Source organism: Streptomyces sp. NPDC002324 (assembly GCF_053593335.1).
The window spans coordinates 1-17,246 of the sequence record NZ_JBSFCF010000076.1 but is presented as its reverse complement, the minus strand read 5'-3'; the positions used below and the strand labels follow the sequence as shown (position 1 = coordinate 17,246).

The following is a 17,246-nucleotide window of genomic DNA, read 5'->3' as shown; positions in this document are numbered from 1 at the left end:
GTCCGCGCTCAGCGCGACCTCCTGCCAGGAGGTGTCCCCCACGGTCGCCGCCCGGCCCTCGCGCGGCCACGCCCGGAAGGCCCCCGCCCCCGGCCCGCGGACGGCCCGCCGGTCGCGTGCGCGGTGCGTCAGACGCCGACCGTCTGAGGGGTCTCCGCGAAGTCACGGGCGCCCACACCGGTGCGGTGGGCGGTCTCGTAACGTCGCAGCGCCTCGGAGAGCCGGTCGAGGAAGGCACTCTCCTGTTCCCTGATGTAGAAGTGACCGCCCGGCACCACGACGGTCTCGCAGGCCTCGGTGGAGTACAGGGACCACTCCCGTACCTCCGGGACCGTCACCAGGCGGTCGTCGGCCCCGGCGTAGGTGTGCAGCGGAATCGGCAGCGGGGTACGGTCCACGCTCCCGGCGCCCTCGCAGAGCATCAGGTCGCCCCTGACGACGGGCAGCAGCGCCGCCAGCCACTCGGGCCGGTCCAGCAGCACCCGCGGCAGGCCTCCCAACGCGGCCAGCCCGCGCATGAGTTCCGCGTCGTCCGCCACGTAGCCGTGGGTGAGGGGCGGGGCGGGCAGGTGCGGGGCGCGGTGGGCCCCGAGGAGGAGCGCGAGGGGGAGCCGTTCGCCGCGGGCCCGGCGGTGCTGGGCCAGGGCGAAGGCGACGAGCGCCCCCATGCTGTGCCCGAACAGCACATGCGGGTGGTCGAGTTCCTCGCCGAGCTCCCGGTCCAGGTCCGCCACGAGCGCGGGGAGATCGGTGAAGCGCGGCTCCGTCATCCGGCCCTCACGGCCCGGCAACTGCACCGGCAGCACCTCGACCCCGGTCCCCAGCCGGCGCTGCCACCCGGCGTAGGCGGAGGCGCCGCCGCCCGCGTAGGGGAAGCAGAACATGCGCAGGCGACCGTCGTGGCGTGGACCACCGCGTCTCAGATATCGCGTCATAGTGACCGGAACTCCTCTCGTAGCGCGGTGGCCACCAGGTGGCCGGTACCCGCCGTACCCACAGCGTCGGGAGGGGCGCTTAAGGGCCGCCAAACGCCCAGGGCGGAGAGAGGAACGCTCCAGGCCCGCCTCAGGAAGGCGGGGCTCAGACCGAGGCGGGCGTGAGCGGTACGACGCGCGGTCCGTCGCCGGCGGACACGGCCGGATCCGGTGACTCCAGGACGGGGTCGGCCCGCAGGATCGCCTGGTGCAGCCGCTGCAGCCGCGTCGACGGCTCCAGCGCGAGCTCCCGGATCAGGCACTGGCGCAGCCGCTGGTAGATGCCGAGGGCGTGGGAGGGCCGGCCGGAGCGGTAGAGCGCCAGCATCAGCTGCGCGTGCACGGTCTCGTGCAGCGGGTGCTGGGCGGCCAGCGCGGTCAGCTCCCCGAGCAGCGCGGCATGCCGGCCGAGCCGCATGTCCGCCTCGATCCTGGCGTCCAGCGCACCCAGTCTGGTCTCCTCCAGCCGTACCGTCTCGACCTCCAGCGCCCGGCCGATCTGCACATCGGCCAGGGCGGGCCCCCGCCACAGCGCCAGCGCCTGGTGCAACAGCACGGACGCCTCCCGGGCGGCGCCCTCGCGCAGCGCCGTCTGCCCGGCCACGGACAGCCGCTGGAACTGCGTGGCGTCGTCGGGCCCGGCCACGTCCAGCGCGTAGCCGCCGTAGCGCGTGCACAGGATGTCCTTCGGCCCGCGTACCGCGGTCGGGCCCAGCACCGTGCCCAGCCTGCGGCGCAGTTGCCGTATATAGGTCTGGAGGGTGGCGGGCGCGGTGCGCGGCGGGGCGTCCCCCCAGAGTTCGTCGAGCAGGGTGGACACGGTCACGACCTGGCCGGCGTGCAGGGCCAGCAGGGCGAGCACCTGACGGGGCTTGGCCGCGCTGGGCACCACGGACGTGTGGTCGAGCTGGGCGACGAGCGGCCCCAGGACCCGGATCTCCATATGTGGACTCCCTCCAGCCAAAACCGCTCGGGATGCGTTTCGGAGCTCTCCACAGTGGCATGGCGGCCCTCGCCGCCCCAGTGATCGCTTCATCGCTCACGCGTGAATTACCGAGGAGGTGACCCATGACGGATTCACACGTGAGGCATGAACGGAACACTGTCGGTGACGACCCCCGTCCCCGAAGAATCCTGTCTGCCGGTCCGACCACGGCGACGTTCCGATCCATCACACACAGGTTCAACGGAGGGCAACGTGCACGAAGGCGTTATTTCCACTCTCGACGGTGCGTGCGACATGGACCAGGCCGTGGGCCTCGACCGGACCCCCGCCCAGGAACTGCGGTTCATGGAGCTGGTCGCACAGGCGTGGCTGGAGCCCGAGCTTTCGCGCCGCTACCAGGTGGACGCCCGTTCGGTGCTCGACGAGTTCGGCGTCACGCTGGCCCAGGGGCAGCAGCCTCCCGCGCTGCCCGAGAACCCGGTGTGCGAGCTGACCATCGAGGAACTCTCGCGGCCGGCGAGCGCCCACGCGTTCCTCTGCTTCTGCCTGTCGCCCGACAGCCCGATCCCGGCCCGCCAGTACTCGGACGCGGGGGCCGGGAGCCGGGCGGTCGTGCGGTGACCGCCCTCTACGGTGAGCGTCCGGCGCAGGTGCCGAGAACGCACGACCGGCGGCTCGTGGGATTCCGCAGTCATCTCAGAGCGGAGGTCGTCGCCGACGACGCGGCCTATCTGCTGTCCGACCGGGGGGTGACCGCCTTGCAGGGCGATCACATAGAGGCCCTGGTGCCCCTGCTGGACGGCACCAGGGACCTGCCGTCCGTGCTGCGGGACGCGGCCCCCGAGATCCCTCCCGAGCGGGTGGGGCGCCTGATCGGGCGGCTCGCGCAGGCCGGTCTCGTGGGCTACTCGGCACCGCCTTCGGCCGACGGCTGCGACGACCCGACGAGGGCCGCCCACGCGTACTGGGAGCTGGCCGGACTGGACGGCACGGCGGCCCTCGGGGGCGTGGCCGCGGCTCCGCTGGACGTCCTGACGGTGGGCGGCGCGAACGCCGAGGGAGTGGTGGAGGCGTGCCGGGCCGCGGGACTGGCGGTCTCCGGTGCCGGCCACGGTGCGCACTGTGTGGTCGGGGAGGACGCCACCCGGCTGTCCCTCGTCGTCTGCGACGACTACCTGAACCCCGAGCTGCGCGAGATCGACGCCCTGCACCGGGCCACGGGACGGTCCTGGCTGCTGGCCAGGCCCGGCGCCTCCACCGCGTGGGTCGGCCCGGTGTTCCGGCCGGGCGCCGGCCCCTGCTGGTCCTGCCTGGCGCACCGGCTGCGCGGCCACCGGCTGTGCGAGGCCCCGGTGCGGCGGGCGCTCGGCCTGACCGGACCGGTCCCCCGGCCCGTCGCCCAGGTGCCGCCGACCGCCGCCGCGGCCGCGCAGCTCACCGCGCTGGAGACGGCGAAGTGGCTGGCCGGCTACCGCTATCCGGGCCAGTCGGCGGTCCTGACCCTGGACACCCTCGCCCTGACGACCCGTCATCACGAGCTGCGGCGCCGCCCCCAGTGCCCGGACTGCGGCGACCCCGGCCTCGTCGCGCGGCAGGTGCGGCAGCCGGTGACGCTCGCCTCCCGGCCCAAGGCGCCGCGCGCCGGAGGGGGCCATCGGGCGTACACCCCGCAGGAGGTCCGCGACCGCTATCTGCACCTGGTCAGCCCGGTGACCGGGGTGATCGAGGAGATACGCCGGGACCCTCGGGCCCCGGAAGGTCTGCACTGCTACCTGGCGGGCCGCAACGCCGCGCTGGGCGGGACCGACCTGGCACGGCTGCGGGCCGGTCTGCGTCAGCTCAGCGGCGGCAAGGGCGCCACCGCGCTGGACGCCGAGGTGAGCGCCATGTGCGAGGCGCTGGAGCGGTACAGCGGCACCCTCCAGGGGGACGAGCCGCGCGTCAGGGACAGCCTGCGCGGTCTGGGGGACGCGGCCGTCTCCCCGGACGCCTGCCAGTTGTTCGGCGCCCGGCAGTTCCGTGACCGCGAGCGGTGGAACGCCCTGCACGGCGCGTTCCAGTACGTTCCCGAACCTTTCGACGACCGGGCTCCGGTCGACTGGACCCCGGTGTGGTCGCTCACCGAGGGCCGGCAGCGGCTGCTGCCGACCGGCATGCTGTACTTCCCGGGCTCGCTGGACGGGGCGTCCCCGCCGGTGGCGGGCCGCCGCTCGCTGCGCGCCGACTCCAACGGCAACGCCGCCGGCAGCAGTCCGGAGGACGCGATCCTGCACGGCTTCCTGGAACTCGTCGAGCGGGACGCCGTGGCCCTGTGGTGGTACAACCGCACCCGCCAGCCGGGCGTACGGCTGGACGGCCCGGGCGGTTTCGGCGACGGCTGGACCGAGGAACTGCTCGACGTGTACCGGCACCTGAACCGTGAGGTGTGGGCGCTGGACCTCACCGCCGACCTGGGAATCCCGGTGTTCGCGGCCCTCTCGCGGCGCACCGACAAGCCCGCCGAGGACATCATGTTCGGGTTCGGCGCGCACTTGGACCCGGCCGTCGCGCTGCGCCGCGCCCTGACCGAGATGAACCAGCTGCTGCCGGCGGTCATCGGTGCCAGGCCCGACGGCACGGGCTACGGCTCCACGGACCCCGAGCCGCTCGGCTGGTGGTGGGGGGCGACCGTCGCGACCCAGCCCTACCTGCTGCCCGACCCCGCGCAACCGGCGCGTGGCCCGGCCGACTTCGTCCTCCGCGACCGTCCGGACCTGCGGGAGGACGTCGAGGACGTGGTGGAGCTGCTACGCGGGCACGGCATGGATCTGCTGGTGCTCGACCAGACCAGGCCCGACCTCGGGATTCCGGTCATGAAGGTCGTCGTACCGGGGCTGCGCCACTTCTGGGCCCGGTACGCGCCCGGCCGGCTGTTCGACGTACCGGTGCGGTTGGGCCGGCTGGCCGCGCCGACCCCGTACGAGGACCTCAATCCCGTCCCCCTGTTCGTCTGACTGTTCGTCCGGAACGGCGCCCCACCGCCGTTCCCGTCCCCCAGGAGCCCCCGATGTCCACCGAAAGGCCGTTCAGCTCAGCCGCGACGACGCGGAGCGACAGGCGCTGTGTCGCCCTGTGGTCGCTCCGCGAGGACGTCCTGGTGGACATGGGGGGAGCGGACGGTTCCGTGGTGCTCTCCGGGCGGTGGGGGGAGACCCGGCTGCTCCGGGCGGGCCCGCTGGTCCGCGAGGCCCTGCGGCGGATGAGCCTCGGCCCGATCTCGCTGGCCAACGTGGTGGCCGAGATGGCCGCCGAAGGCACCGTGCGCCCCTCCGCCCCCGGGGGGCGCACGGCCGGCGCCGCGGACGAGCAGGCCGAGATACTGATGCTGCTGCACCGGTTGCGGCACCTGGTGGTGCGCTCGCTGATGCTGGAGGACGCCGAGCAGCCGCTGCTGTCGGTGGTCCCGATCGTGCAGTCCGCGCGGTACCGGCCGGACACCGTCGACCGGGACCGTCCGGTACGGCTGTCCCGCTTCGCGTTCCTGCGCAGCGAGGGCGAGGGCTTCGTCCTGGAGAGCCCCGTGTCGCTGTACCGGGTCGTGGTGCACGGTCCGGAGGCCGCCTGGGTGATCGGGATGCTCGGCCGCGCGCACACCGTCGACGAGATCACGGCGGCCGTCCCCCTGCCCGCCCCGGCGGTCGCGGAGATCATCGCCCATCTGCTGGGGACCGGCATGCTCCTCGCCTCCGAGCGGGTGCCCGCCGAGGGACACCTCCCGGGCCGTGCGGACGAGGACGGCAGAGGCGGCGGCGACGCCGTCCCGACGTTCGCGGAGGACCAGGACCCGGCGCTGCTGTCGTGGGCCGCCGTCGACCTGCTCTTCCACAGCCGCTCCACCCTCGGCCGGCACGACGCGGACTTCGGCGCCACCTATCCGCTCGCCGACCGCCTGCCCCCCGCCCCGGCCGTCAAGCCGCTGCCGGACGGACCGCGCCTCTCCCTGCCCCGGCCCTCCCTGAACGAGGTGGCGGCCGCGGATCCGCCGCTCACCACCGTGGTGGAGGAGCGGCACAGCATCCGGTCCTACGGCTCGGAGCCGCTCACCGCCGCGGTCCTGGGCGAGTTCCTGTACCGGGCCCTGCGGGTCCGCGGCCTGCACGAGCGGCCCGGCGAGGGCCGGCACGCGGAGGGGTACACCGACCGGCCGTATCCCAGCGGCGGCCGCGCCTACGAACTCGAGTTCTACCTCACCGTCCGGGACTGCGCCGGCATCCCCTCGGGCACCCACTACTACGCGCCGCTGGAGCACTGCCTGGTGCACCTCGGCGACGGCGCGGCGGACGCGGCGACGGCGGAGCTGCTCGCGGAGGCGCAGATCAGCGCCGGGCTGGACGCACCGCCCGCCGTGGTCATCACGATCACCTCGCGCATCCACCGGCTGTCGTGGAAGTACAGCGGCCTCCCCTACTCCCTGACGCTCAAGCACGTCGGCGCGGTGATCCAGAACCTGTATCTGATCGGGACCGCGATGGGCCTGGCGTCCTGCGCCCTCGGCAGCGGCGACATCGAACTGGCCGCCCGCACCACCGGAACCGACTGGCTCACCGAGCCGAGCGTGGGCGGCTTCGCCCTCGGGGTGTCTCCGGAGCCGTCACCAAGCATCCATGTAAAGCACACAGTTGATCCATGAATCCTGCATCTAATACTTAAAGTTCATAGTTCCCGCATACACTGATCGCTCCTTGATCCCGTTCGTGTGAGGGGTATTCATGGAGGCAGCCGCGCCGGACGCGGAGACAGACGCCGACATCTCTTTAAGGGACACCGCCGACGGCGGGGTCGGCGGCAATCCCCCTCTCTCGGCGGCGGTGCGGTTCCTGGGCCTCAGTGCCCCGCCGCCCCGGCTCGCCCGAAGCGTCGTCCTCGTCGTCGAGTGCGGGTTCGTCCTGACCGGCTTCCTGAACATCGCGGACGCCGAGCCGGGACCGCTCACCCTCGTCGCCTCGGCGTTCGGTTTCAGTCTGGTCTTCCTTCTCCAACTGGTGCACACCGCACAGCGGTTCCGGCGATTCCGGGCCCGCTGGTACCGGTGGACACTCACCCTCCAGGCCCTGATCACCTATCTGCCGCTGTTCGCCCTGGGCTTCGGGTGGGGCGGGATGGCGGGATTCCTGGGCGCCTCCCTCCTGCTCGTGCTCCGGCAGACCGTGGCCTGGCCGCTCTTCGGGCTGGTCGCCGTGGCGGCCGCCGCGACCGGGCCGCTGCTGGGCATGGACCTCGTCGGCTCGGTGTACATCGCCGTCTCCACCGTGCTGACGGGACTGATCGTGTACGGCCTGAACCGGCTCGCCCAGCTGGTGGTCGAGGTGCACGCGGCCCAGACGGACCTCGCCCGGCTGGCCGTCACCCAGGAGCGGCTCCGCTTCGCGCGTGACCTGCACGACCTGCTCGGCTTCAGCCTGTCCGCCGTGACCCTCAAGAGCGAACTGGCGTGCCGTCTGGTGCCCGCGGCCCCCGAGCGGGCCCTGGAGGAGCTGCGGAGCATCCTGGAGATCTCCCGACAGGCGCTCGCCGACGTACGCACGGTCGCCCGCGGCTACCGGGACATGTCGCTGACCACCGAGGCGGTGTCGGCGCAGGCGGTCCTGGCGGCCGCCGGCATCCAGGCGGAGGTGCGGTGCCATGTGGACCTCCCCGAGGGGGAAGTGAACACCATCATGGCCACCGTGCTCCGGGAGGCCATCACCAACCTGCTGCGCCACAGCAAGGCGGAGCACTGCCGGATCGAGAGCCGCAGGACGTCCTCGGGCGAGCTGGAACTGACCATCGCCAACGACGGGGTGCAGAAGACCGCCACGGGCTTCCGGGACCCCTCCTCCGGAGCGGACGGCAGCGGTCTGGGCAATCTGCAGTTCCGGCTGACGGCGATCGGCGGCCGGCTGACGTCCGGGCTGGACGAGCAGGGGTGGTTCGTCCTGCGGGCCACCGCCCCGCTGCGCCGGGGCGGCCGTCACGGCACCTGAGCACCCGCCTCCGGGCGGGCCGGCGCCCGCGCCGGTCTCACGGGCGCCGGAAGGGACCGAGGGCCGGGCGGGTGGCCACGTCACCCGCCCGGCCCTCGTGGTCCCCCTGCCGGCTCGGCGCCGCGCGCCGGGCTACAGCCAGCCGCTCTCCCTGGCCACCCGGATCGCGTCGACGCGGTTGCGCGCGTTGAGCTTGGTGACGACGGTCGTCAGGTAGTTGCGCACCGTGCCCACCGAGAGGAACAGCCGGCTCGCTATGTCGGCCGCCTCCGCTCCGTCGGCGGCCATCCGCAGCACCTCCGTCTCACGGGGCGTCAGCGGGTTCTCCCCGTTGTCGAAGGCCGCGAGGGCCAGCTGGGGGTCGATCACCCGCTTCCCCGCCGCGACGTCCCGCACCGCGTCGGCCAGCCGGTCCGGCGGCGCGTCCTTGAGGAGGAAGCCGCCCACCTGGGCCGCGAGCGCCTTGCGGAGCGTGCCCGGACGGCCGAGGCTGGTCAGGATCAGCGTGCGGCACGAGGGCAGTCGCCCGGCCAGCTGGGCCGCCGCGCTCAGTCCGTCGAGACCGGGCAGGTCGACGTCGATGACGGCGACATCGGGCTCACACTCCAGTGCCGTGGGGACGATCCGGTCCCCGCGCTCGACCTCGGCCACCACCGTGAGGTCATCCTCCAGGGTCAGCAGGGCGACCAACGCCCCCCGGACCATGTGCATGTCCTCGGCGAGCAGGATGCGGATCACTGTGCTCCCCCCGTCGGGCCGAGACGATCAGGACGGCCCGTTCGACGAGGACACTACTTGACCCAGAGTGTGCGTAAAAGATCAGAGAGCGATTTCCTTTAAACTTCATCTTCATTGCGGGGGCACTGCGCCACTTCGAGCCGCATGGCGGTGGTGACCGTGTCCTCCTGCACGGCCTCCACCGCGACCGGGATGGCGAAGGTGCCCAGCGCCTCGTCCGACCGGAATCCGCCCACCGTCGCCCGAAGGCTGGTGATCCGGTCCAGCTCGGCATAGTCGGTGAAATCGGTCTCTATGGAGGCGACGGACAGGCTGCCCGGGTCCAGGCCGTGCAGCCGGGCCACGGAGGCCACCGCCAGCTGACGCGCCGCCTCCATCTGCAGATGGCCCGGCACATGGTCCAGCGGGTGGTCGAAGACGTGCGGATGACTGGTGTCCACCACCAACTGGCAGGCGAAACGGCCCTGTTCACCGTCCGCGACGGGCTCGGTGACGAACACGTTCCTGGCGTCGCGGCGCCCCACGGAGCACGGTTCGGCCGCCGTGAACCGCGGCAGCAGGAACCCGGGATGGTCCGGCAGCCGGCGCCTGCTGCGCATCGCCCGGTACGCGGCCCTGGACAGGATCAGCAGCCCGCCCTCTCCGCGCATCGCGGGCCGCCCGTCGACGGCGACGTCCCCGGTGAAGGTGAACCCCTGGATCCGGCCCGCCCTGTTGCGCCGGGTCCGCACGCTCACGTCGACCCGCAGATCGGCCGGCCGCCGGCCGATGCGCAACGGCTCGAACGCGGTGACCCGCAGCCTCAGGTCCCGGAAGATGAACGCCGAGCCCAGCTCGACCCCCAGATGACGGTGGGCGATCAGGACCCCGGCCTGCCGCACCACCTCCACCAGCAGGGTGAAGTCGTACGACGGGGAGGCCTCCCCGATCAGATGGCCGCGCGGCAACTGGGCCGCGACCGCGTACGTGTCCTCGCCCGTCTGCGCCGAGTCGGTGACGAAGACCTCGGCTATCGAGGCCCGGTGGACCAGGGTGCGGGGAACGGTCGCGTCGTAGCTCAGCTCCGTCTCGGGGGCCCGTGGGCACACCGGTGCCGTCTCGGACGCGAGGGCGGACGTGGAAATGCTCATGGTCGGTCCTTCCAACAAGGTCTCGGTGTCGCGAACGGTGGGCCGAGCCCGGTCAGGGCAGCTCGGCGGGGACCGGCGCCGTGAGGGCCGGACGGGACGGCAGCCGGGCGAGGAGCCCGTCGAGGCCGGCCGGGGCGGAGCGGGCCGCCACGACACCGTCCGGCCGCACGTACGCGATCCACGGGGAGCCGGCCCCGCCGAGCGTGTCGCCCTGCTCCCGGGCGACGATCAACTCGCCCTCTCCGTCCGGTACTTGCGCGTCGGCGGTGTCCGCGGGCCGGATCCACAGCACCTGGGCGATGTCACCGGCGCCGCGCTCGCGCACCGCCTCCGCGGCACGCGCGGCCACCACCCCGGCCGCCCCGGCGCCGTGCACCAGCAGAGTGTGCCGCCCGGCCGCCAGGTGGTCGTGCAGTCTCGCCGCGGCCGTGCCGCGCACCGGGGTCAGCGCCGCGTCGGGGGCCCGCCGCCCGGGCCTGAGCGTGCGCGGCGCGCCGGCCACCGCGCCGGACGCGGTCACCGCCGGGCTCCCGGAGTGGTCCAGGTCGAGCTGGGCGAGCAGGGGGATCACCTTGCGCTCCAGCAGCCCGGTGGCGGACAGCACTCGCATGACCGTGTTGCGCAGGAGCCGGGCCGCCGGATTGCGCAGCAGCCACATACGGGTCTGCCGGTCGCCGTTGGCGACCGCGCGGACGGACGCGGGGCGGCGCTCGGCCTCGTAGCTGTCGAGCAGGGCCGGGTCAGCGCCGCGGACGACGCTCGCGAGCTTCCAGCCCACGTCGTAGCCGTCCTGGACACCGGTGTTGAGTCCCTGTCCGCCCGCGGTGGTGTGGGCGTGCACCGCGTCGCCCGCCAGCAGGACCGGGCCCTCGCGGAACCTCGGGGCGACCTTGGCGTGCACCCGGAAGCGGCTGGTCCACCAGGTGCCGTGCAGCCGCAGCCCGCCCGGGCCCCGCTCGTCGAGGAGCCGTTGCAGCAGCTGTTCGGAGGGCGGTTCGGTCCGCTCGTCCGGTTCCGTGTCGAAGAAGACCCGGTGACCGTCGGGCTGGGGGACGATCACCAGCACTCCGTCGGGCGTGATGTGGTGCTGGACCTCGGCCTCGGCGGACGCGCCCTCCAGCCGGCCGTCCCCGATCAGGAACGTACGGTCGAAGGTGTGCCCCTCGAAGGGGATGCCGACGCTGTCGCGCACCAGGCTGCGGGCGCCGTCGGCGGCGACCAGCCAGGGCACCGTCACCGGCTCCTCGCCCCCGGCCGCGCTCAGGACGACGGTCACCGACTCCTCGGGACCGCCCCGGTTCACGGTCACCGCCGTGACCTCGGTGTCCCACTCGACCGTGCCGCCCAGCTCCGTCAGCCGGTCCAGCAGCGCCCGTTCGGTGACCGGCTGCGGCACACAGAGGGGGCCGGGGAACGCGGTGTTCGTCAGGGTGCCGAACCGCGCACCGGCGATGCGCCTGCCGTTCGACCAGTACGACGCCCCGGCCAGCGGCAGCGCGGTCCCGGTGAGCTTCTCGGCGACCCCCAGACGCTCCAGGCATTCGAGCGCGCCGCTCCACAGCACCAGCCCCTTGGGGGCGATACCGGGGCCGGGGCGCCGGTCGACGACCCGGCAGGGCACGCCGAGATCCCACATCGCGCAGGCGGCGCTGAGCCCGGTGGGCCCGGCGCCGACGACCAGAACGGGCGTGGCGCTCACCGGGCACCTCCCGCCGCCGCGGCGGCCACGGCCACCGGGCGGTGCAGCAGCGCCGAGATCTCGCGGACGGCGCTGTCGGTGTCGGCGAACCGCACGGTCCGCATACCGAGTTCGGCGGCGGCCCGGCAGTTCTCGTCCGTGTCGTCGACGAACAGGCACCGCTTCGCCGGGGCGCCGAGCCGGTCGAGCAGGATCCGGTAGATGGCCGGGTCCGGCTTGCGCACGCCCTCCCGGTGCGAGTCCACGACCACGTCGAAGAGTTCGTCGACGGGGACCTGGGCGCGCCACAGCGGTTCCCACTCGCGGACGTTGTTGGTGAGCAGGGCGAGCCGGTAGCCGTCGCGGCGCAGGGCGCGCAGGAACGACAGGAACGGCTCGTTGGGGCGCCGGCCCCGGAACCACAGCTCACCGAAGCCGCGTCCGTCGGCCAGGATCCGGCCCGCACCCTCGGGGAGCTGCGCGAGGATCCGGTCCACCATCTGCCGCTCGGTGATCTCGCCGGTCTCCAGGGCGGCCATCGGGGTCTCCCCGTGCAGCTCCGTCGCCGCCAGGAAGGCCTGGGCGAGGTCGCCCGCCTCGATGCCGGCCAGTTCGGCGAAGGCGGCGAAGGTCTCCACGAGCGGGTTGGTCAGCACTCCTCCGTAGTCGACGACGATCGTGTCGACCGCCATGGCACTCCCCTCGCCCACCGCGACGCGGCGTACGAACCGCGCCTGTGGCCCGGTCTGGTGTGTGGATGTCATCGGACTGGTCCCCCTTGCTCTGGTCGATCTGGTCGATCTGGTGGGTCTGATCGATCTGGTGGGTCTGGGTGGGGCTGGTCGATCTGGTGGGTCCGGTGGGCTGGTGGGCCTCGGGGGTCTCGTCGATCTCTCGGGACTCCGGGGACCCCGGGCCATGTGGATCTCGTAGGCCCGGACCCGGGCGGCGTGCCGGTGCGGGCGGCGTGCCGGTGCGGGCGGCGTGCCGGTGCGGGCGGTCCTTACGGGAACGGCAGACCGCCGCGTCGGCCGAGCCGGCCGTTCCGGCGCGTCCGGTCCCGGTGCGGGCCCGGCGGTGCCGTAGGCCTTCGGGCGGCCGGCGGCCGGGCGTGCGCCCGTTGCCGCCGCGGCGTCCGCCCGACGCGTTGCCCGGACGCTAACGGCGGTCGCTTGTGCCCGGGCAAAGAGGTGCGGGAGGACCTGTCGAGGTCCTCCCGCACCCTGTGTTCGCCGGTCCGACGTACCGTCAGCCGGACGGCTTTCCGGCCGCCGCGCCGACCGTGCCGGCCCGTTCCTTCTCCCGCGGTACCGACGCGGCCGGCTCGACCGGACTGTCCGGTGTCTTTACGGCGGCGGCCGGGGCCGGGCCGCCCTCGCGGATGCCGAACCGGGCGTGCAGCCGGCGCAGCGGCCCGGGGGCCCACCAGGTCGCCCGGCCGGTGAGCGACAGCACGGCGGGGACGAGGAGCGTGCGGATCACCATGGCGTCCATGAGGATGGCCAGGGCGACCCCCAGCCCGAGCATCTTCGTGTTGGTGATCCGGGACGTGCCGATGGCCACCATGACCACCGACAGGACGAGCGCGGCGGCGGTGATGACCCCACCGGTGGAGCGGATCCCCTCGATCACCGCGGCCCGGTGGTCGTGCGTGCGCTCCTGCTCCTCCTTGATCCGCGAGAGCAGGAAGACCCCGTAGTCCATGGAGAGTCCGAAGGCGAGGCAGAACATCAGCACCGGCAGGGCCGTCTCGATGCTCCCGGTCGGGGTGAAGCCCAGCAGCCCGGACAGATGCCCGTCCTGGAAGACCCACACCACGGCCCCCAGCATCGCGGTGAGGCTGAGCGCGTTGAGCAGGACGGCCTGGAGCGGCACCAGCACACTGCCGGTCAGCAGGAACACCAGGACCAGGGTGGCGAGCACGATGATGCCGACCGCCCACGGCAGACCGCGTCCGATGGCCGCCTGGCTGTCGACCAGGGCCGCGGTCGTTCCGGAGGCGGACGCGGGGAAGTCCGTGTCCACCGCCCTGACGTCCCGTACCAGGTCCTTGCCCTTGTCCGAGACGGCCTCCACGCCGGGCACCACGGTGAGGTACGCGATCTCGCCGGCGGTCCGGCCCGGCTGCGCGGGTCCGGCGGCCCGGCCGTCCGTGTAGGTGCCCGTCGGCGCGTCCACCCGCAGCACCCCCTCGATCCGGGACAGCCGCTCGGCGTACTCGCCCAGTCCGGCGGCGGGCGCCCGGCGGGTGACGACCTCGATCGCGCCGGTGGGACTGCCCTGGAAGCGGTCCCTGATGTGCTCCTGCACCACCCGGGAGTCGGCGGACGCGGGCAGCTGCCGGTAGTCGGCGGTGCCGAAGTCGACGTTCAGGAACGGCGCCCCCAGCAGCAACAGCACGGCGAGGGTGCCGGTGGCCACCAGCGGGGCGCGCCGCATCACCCACCGGGCCAGCCGGGCCCAGCCGGCCCCGGCCGCCGCGGGCTCTCGGCGCTCACGGGAGCGGCGCCGGACCAGCTTGCGGACGTCGAGGGCGTCGATCCGCCGGCCCAGGACGGCGAGGAGCGCCGGCAGCACCACCAGGGCCGCGACGGCGGCCAGGACGACCACGCTGATCCCGGCGTAGGCGAGGGAGCGCAGGAAGTACAGCGGGAACACCAGCATCGCGGCGAGCGAGACGGCGACCGTCGCGGCCGAGAACAGCACGGTCCGGCCGGCGGTGTTGAGGGTGACCGCGAGCGCTGCGGGCATGTCCCGGCCGGCGGCGAGTTCCTCGCGGTAGCGGCGCACGATCAGCAGCGCGTAGTCGATGGCGAGGCCCAGGCCCAGGGCGGTGGTGAGGTTGGTGGCGAAGACGGAGACGTCGGTGAAGGAGGTGAGGACCCGCAGCACCGCGTTGGTGCCGAGGATCGCGATCACCCCGATGCCGACCGGGAGCAGCGCGGCGACCGCGCTTCCGAACACGACCATGAGGATGAGGAGCGTGATCGGCAACGCGATGACCTCGGCGCGCACGAGATCCTCACGGATGAAGGTCTGCTGCTCGTTCTGGACGGCGACGCTGCCGCCGATCCGGACGGTGAGATCGCCCTGCCGCCCGTCGAAGTGCCCGACGACACGGTCCTTCAGGGTGCGGTCGGCCTCCAGTTCGTCCCCGGTGAGCCGGGCGACCACCAGGGCCTCCCTGCCGTCCTTCGAGCGCAGCGCCCCGGAGCCGGTGTCCCAGTAGGAGGTGACGCCGGTGACGCCCCCCTCGTCGGCGAGCCGGGCGGCCAGGTCCCGCCCCTGCCGCGCCACGTCGGCGTCGTCGACGCCGGCGTCGGCACGGGCCAGCAGAACGAGGTTGGGGCGGGCTCCGGGGAACTCCCGTTCCAGGACGCCCGCGGCGTACGAGGACTCGGAGGAGGGGTCGACGACACCGCCGCTGCCGCCGCTGCGCAGCCGGTCGGCCACGCCGCTGCCGAGGACGACGGCCCCGGCCAGCAGGACCACGGTGAGCACGAGCAGCGGACGGGCACGGCCGGCGGCCAGCCGGGCGAGGGCGGTGAACGCACCGGGGGGCGGGGCGGTTTCGGGGGGCGGGTTGTCTTTGGTCACTGAGGTCATGGGGGCTCCCGGGACGTCGGGGTGGGTGAGGTGCGTGCCGGGTCGGCTACGGCACCCGCGGCGCCGTACGCGGCCCCGGACGCCCGGGGACGCCGACCGGTGCCGTCAGCGGCGGCGCAGGTGGAACTTGCCGGGCGTGGTCGAGGGGACGCCGGTGAGGATCTCCCGGAGTCCGCCGCTGACCACGTAGTCGCCGTACGGCGTCACGGCGACCGTCGTGGGGTCCTCGTGCGGCCAGGTCTGGTCCTGGACGGTGCGCGCGGTGCGCCAGCCGTCGGTGGAGCGCAGCACCAGGACGGCGTCCCGGCTCTGGCGTCCGCCGGAGAGCGACAGGTCGTTGGAGACGACGACCAGCGAGCCGTCGGGGCGCAGGGCCATGCCGTCGAGGGAGGCCGGCGCGCCGTCCAGGCGGACCTCGCTGACCTTCGGCCGCGCCGAGCAGGGGCGGTCGATGCGGAAGAGGCGGCCGCCCTCGTACTTGCCCATGAGGAGGAAGCCGGCGGGGTGCTGGACGATGCCGTTGGGGCCGGTGTCGGCGGTGGCGAAGCGGTCGTCGCGGAGGATCTGGAGGACCTCGCCGTCGCGGCTCACCGTGGTGACCGTGTCGACGCCGGTGTCGGTGACGTGGATGGTGCCGTTGCGGTCCACGGTCAGGTCGTTGGCACGCGGCAGGGGCTGCCCGTCGGACACGTCCACCAGGTGCTGTACGGCGCCGGTGGCGAGGTCGAAGACACCGACCCCGGAGACCGGGGGCAGCGAGGGGTCCACGATGCCCATCAGCCGGAAGAAGTAGTCGGTGTAGGCGGCCAGTACCCGGCGGCGGGGCGCGTCCACCGTGACGCCGAGGACCGACACCCGGGCGAAGGGGGCCACCAGCGGGGTCACGGAGCCGTCCGCCCGGACCACGGAGATCGTGCCCTGCGCGCTGGACCCCACGAGGAACGCCTTCCTCGTGGGGTCCCAGGCGACGCCCTCCGGGTACAGGCCCGGGGCGGCGACGGTGAGGCTGCGCGGCAGCGGGCAGCGGGCGGGTTTCGCGAACGCCGGCAGGGGGGTGGCGGCGAGCGCGCCGCCCAGGCCGGCGGCGGTGGCGACTCTCAGCAGTGTCCGGCGGGAGGCCGAAGCTGACGCGTCCAAGGGGTGCTCCTTCGTACGGGGCGAAGAGGGGAAGTCGGGCAGGCCGGTGCGCGGTGGCGGCGGGCGGGGGGCCGTGGGTGCCCCGGCCGGGGAAGAGAACGCCGAACCCGGCTGTCCACCGGCCGTGGACAGGGTCGCGAGCCGCTCTGGAGAACCGCTGAACCTCCGCTGAACCGGCGGCGGGCGGGCGACAGCGCTACCCGGAGGCCCGCGCGGGGCGCTTTGGCCCGGCGCAAGGCGGCCTGCCTAGCGTCCCGGTCAGGCAGGTCCTGTCGGCACGTTCCCGCCCACCGGGACGACGGGGGCGCGGCGGCAGGGCCCGGCCCACGCAGCGGCGCCGGACAGCGGAAAGCCAGAGGAGACGAGACGCGTGACGGTAGACACCGTGGACATCGAACAGGCCGAGCCGATGCCGGCCGGGATCCGCACCAAGGACGTGCGCCGCCTGGACAGGGTGGTCATCCGGTTCGCCGGGGATTCCGGTGACGGGATGCAGCTCACGGGTGACCGTTTCACCTCCGAGACGGCGTCGTTCGGCAACGACCTCTCCACCCTGCCGAACTTCCCCGCCGAGATCCGCGCCCCCGCCGGCACCCTGCCCGGCGTCTCCAGCTTCCAGCTGCACTTCGCCGACCACGACATCCTCACCCCCGGCGACGCCCCCGACGTCCTCGTCGCGATGAACCCCGCCGCACTCAAGGCCAACCTCGCCGACCTGCCCCGCGGCGCCGAGATCATCGTCAACACCGACGAGTTCACCAAACGCGCCCTGCAGAAAGTCGGCTACACCACCAGCCCCCTGGAAGACGGCCAACTGGACGGCTACAGCGTCCACCCCGTCCCCCTGACCACCCTGACCGTCGAAGCACTCAAGACCTTCGACCTCAGCCGCAAGGAAGCCGAACGCAGCAAGAACATGTTCGCGCTCGGACTGCTGTCCTGGATGTATCACCGGCCCACCGAAGGCACCGAGAAGTTCCTGGCCGCCAAGTTCGCCAAGAAACCCCAGATCGCGGCCGCCAACCTCGCCGCGTT

The 17,246-nt window shown here is 73.4% G+C and carries 13 protein-coding genes; 5 read left to right on the top strand and 8 right to left on the bottom strand.

The genetic code is table 11. The features are described from left to right. Positions 1 to 128: 128 nt before the first annotated feature. Together ACWCRJ_RS44010 and ACWCRJ_RS44005 are read right to left on the bottom strand one after the other, a co-directional pair. On the bottom strand, positions 129 to 935 hold the full coding sequence (locus ACWCRJ_RS44010; protein ID WP_450944604.1) for a thioesterase II family protein: 807 nt from the start codon (positions 933 to 935) through the stop codon (positions 129 to 131). 145 nt (positions 936 to 1,080) lie between these two features. Further along, a complete protein-coding gene (locus ACWCRJ_RS44005; RefSeq protein WP_450944603.1) occupies positions 1,081 to 1,917 on the bottom strand; it encodes an AfsR/SARP family transcriptional regulator in 837 nt (278 codons plus the stop codon). Positions 1,918 to 2,214: 297 nt separating this feature from the next. On the opposite strand from ACWCRJ_RS44005, the gene ACWCRJ_RS44000 reads away from it, so the two are divergent. The 4 genes from ACWCRJ_RS44000 (at position 2,215) to ACWCRJ_RS43985 (ending at position 7,922) form a co-directional block, all read left to right on the top strand. Continuing rightward, positions 2,215 to 2,541 carry a TIGR04351 family putative TOMM peptide gene (locus ACWCRJ_RS44000; protein WP_450944602.1) on the top strand — a complete coding sequence of 109 codons (327 nt, stop codon included), beginning with the start codon at positions 2,215 to 2,217 and terminating at the stop codon, positions 2,539 to 2,541. Then, the gene (locus ACWCRJ_RS43995) at positions 2,538 to 4,913 is read left to right on the top strand and encodes a TOMM precursor leader peptide-binding protein (protein ID WP_450944601.1); all 2,376 of its coding nucleotides are present in this window, start codon (positions 2,538 to 2,540) and stop codon (positions 4,911 to 4,913) included. The genes ACWCRJ_RS44000 and ACWCRJ_RS43995 overlap by 4 nt, the downstream gene beginning before the upstream one ends. A gap of 53 nt (positions 4,914 to 4,966) precedes the next feature. Further along, positions 4,967 to 6,589 (top strand): SagB/ThcOx family dehydrogenase, encoded by a 1,623-nt coding sequence (locus ACWCRJ_RS43990; RefSeq protein WP_450944600.1) that lies wholly within the window; start codon positions 4,967 to 4,969, stop codon positions 6,587 to 6,589. 79 nt (positions 6,590 to 6,668) lie between these two features. Then, complete coding sequence (locus ACWCRJ_RS43985; RefSeq protein WP_450944599.1) at positions 6,669 to 7,922, top strand: sensor histidine kinase; 1,254 nt, start codon at positions 6,669 to 6,671, stop codon at positions 7,920 to 7,922. A 132-nt stretch (positions 7,923 to 8,054) separates the two neighbouring features. Here the strand turns inward: ACWCRJ_RS43985 and ACWCRJ_RS43980 are convergent, their stop codons facing one another. The 6 genes from ACWCRJ_RS43980 to ACWCRJ_RS43955 form a co-directional block, all read right to left on the bottom strand. Further along, entirely contained in the window at positions 8,055 to 8,660 is a 606-nt protein-coding gene (locus tag ACWCRJ_RS43980; RefSeq protein WP_005478956.1) for a response regulator transcription factor, read from the bottom strand. Between the two features lie 98 nt (positions 8,661 to 8,758). After that, complete coding sequence (locus ACWCRJ_RS43975) at positions 8,759 to 9,790, bottom strand: ScbA/BarX family gamma-butyrolactone biosynthesis protein (RefSeq protein WP_450944598.1); 1,032 nt, start codon at positions 9,788 to 9,790, stop codon at positions 8,759 to 8,761. 52 nt (positions 9,791 to 9,842) lie between these two features. Next, positions 9,843 to 11,489 carry an FAD-dependent monooxygenase gene (locus tag ACWCRJ_RS43970; protein ID WP_450944597.1) on the bottom strand — a complete coding sequence of 549 codons (1,647 nt, stop codon included), beginning with the start codon at positions 11,487 to 11,489 and terminating at the stop codon, positions 9,843 to 9,845. Then, a complete protein-coding gene (locus ACWCRJ_RS43965; RefSeq protein ID WP_450944596.1) occupies positions 11,486 to 12,232 on the bottom strand; it encodes an HAD family hydrolase in 747 nt (248 codons plus the stop codon). The genes ACWCRJ_RS43970 and ACWCRJ_RS43965 overlap by 4 nt, the downstream gene beginning before the upstream one ends. Before the next feature lie 484 nt (positions 12,233 to 12,716). Then, positions 12,717 to 15,074: an MMPL family transporter gene (locus tag ACWCRJ_RS43960; protein ID WP_450944595.1), complete on the bottom strand. Its 2,358-nt coding sequence runs from the start codon at positions 15,072 to 15,074 to the stop codon at positions 12,717 to 12,719. A 105-nt stretch (positions 15,075 to 15,179) separates the two neighbouring features. Next, positions 15,180 to 16,211, bottom strand: coding sequence for an SMP-30/gluconolactonase/LRE family protein (locus tag ACWCRJ_RS43955; RefSeq protein ID WP_450944594.1), 1,032 nt, complete (start codon positions 16,209 to 16,211; stop codon positions 15,180 to 15,182). A 409-nt stretch (positions 16,212 to 16,620) separates the two neighbouring features. Here ACWCRJ_RS43955 and ACWCRJ_RS43950 point away from each other — a divergent pair. Further along, the coding region (locus ACWCRJ_RS43950; RefSeq protein ID WP_450944605.1) for a 2-oxoacid:acceptor oxidoreductase family protein at positions 16,621 to 17,246 on the top strand (626 nt) is incomplete at its 3' end.

Coding starts and splice junctions, on each gene's coding strand:
- ACWCRJ_RS44010 (WP_450944604.1), bottom strand. CDS start 935: ATGACGCGATATCTGAGACGCGGTGGTCCACGCCACGACGGTCGCCTG.
- ACWCRJ_RS44005 (WP_450944603.1), bottom strand. CDS start 1,917: ATGGAGATCCGGGTCCTGGGGCCGCTCGTCGCCCAGCTCGACCACACG.
- ACWCRJ_RS44000 (WP_450944602.1), top strand. CDS start 2,215: ATGGACCAGGCCGTGGGCCTCGACCGGACCCCCGCCCAGGAACTGCGG.
- ACWCRJ_RS43990 (WP_450944600.1), top strand. CDS start 4,967: ATGTCCACCGAAAGGCCGTTCAGCTCAGCCGCGACGACGCGGAGCGAC.
- ACWCRJ_RS43985 (WP_450944599.1), top strand. CDS start 6,669: ATGGAGGCAGCCGCGCCGGACGCGGAGACAGACGCCGACATCTCTTTA.
- ACWCRJ_RS43975 (WP_450944598.1), bottom strand. CDS start 9,790: ATGAGCATTTCCACGTCCGCCCTCGCGTCCGAGACGGCACCGGTGTGC.
- ACWCRJ_RS43965 (WP_450944596.1), bottom strand. CDS start 12,232: ATGACATCCACACACCAGACCGGGCCACAGGCGCGGTTCGTACGCCGC.
- ACWCRJ_RS43960 (WP_450944595.1), bottom strand. CDS start 15,074: ATGACCTCAGTGACCAAAGACAACCCGCCCCCCGAAACCGCCCCGCCC.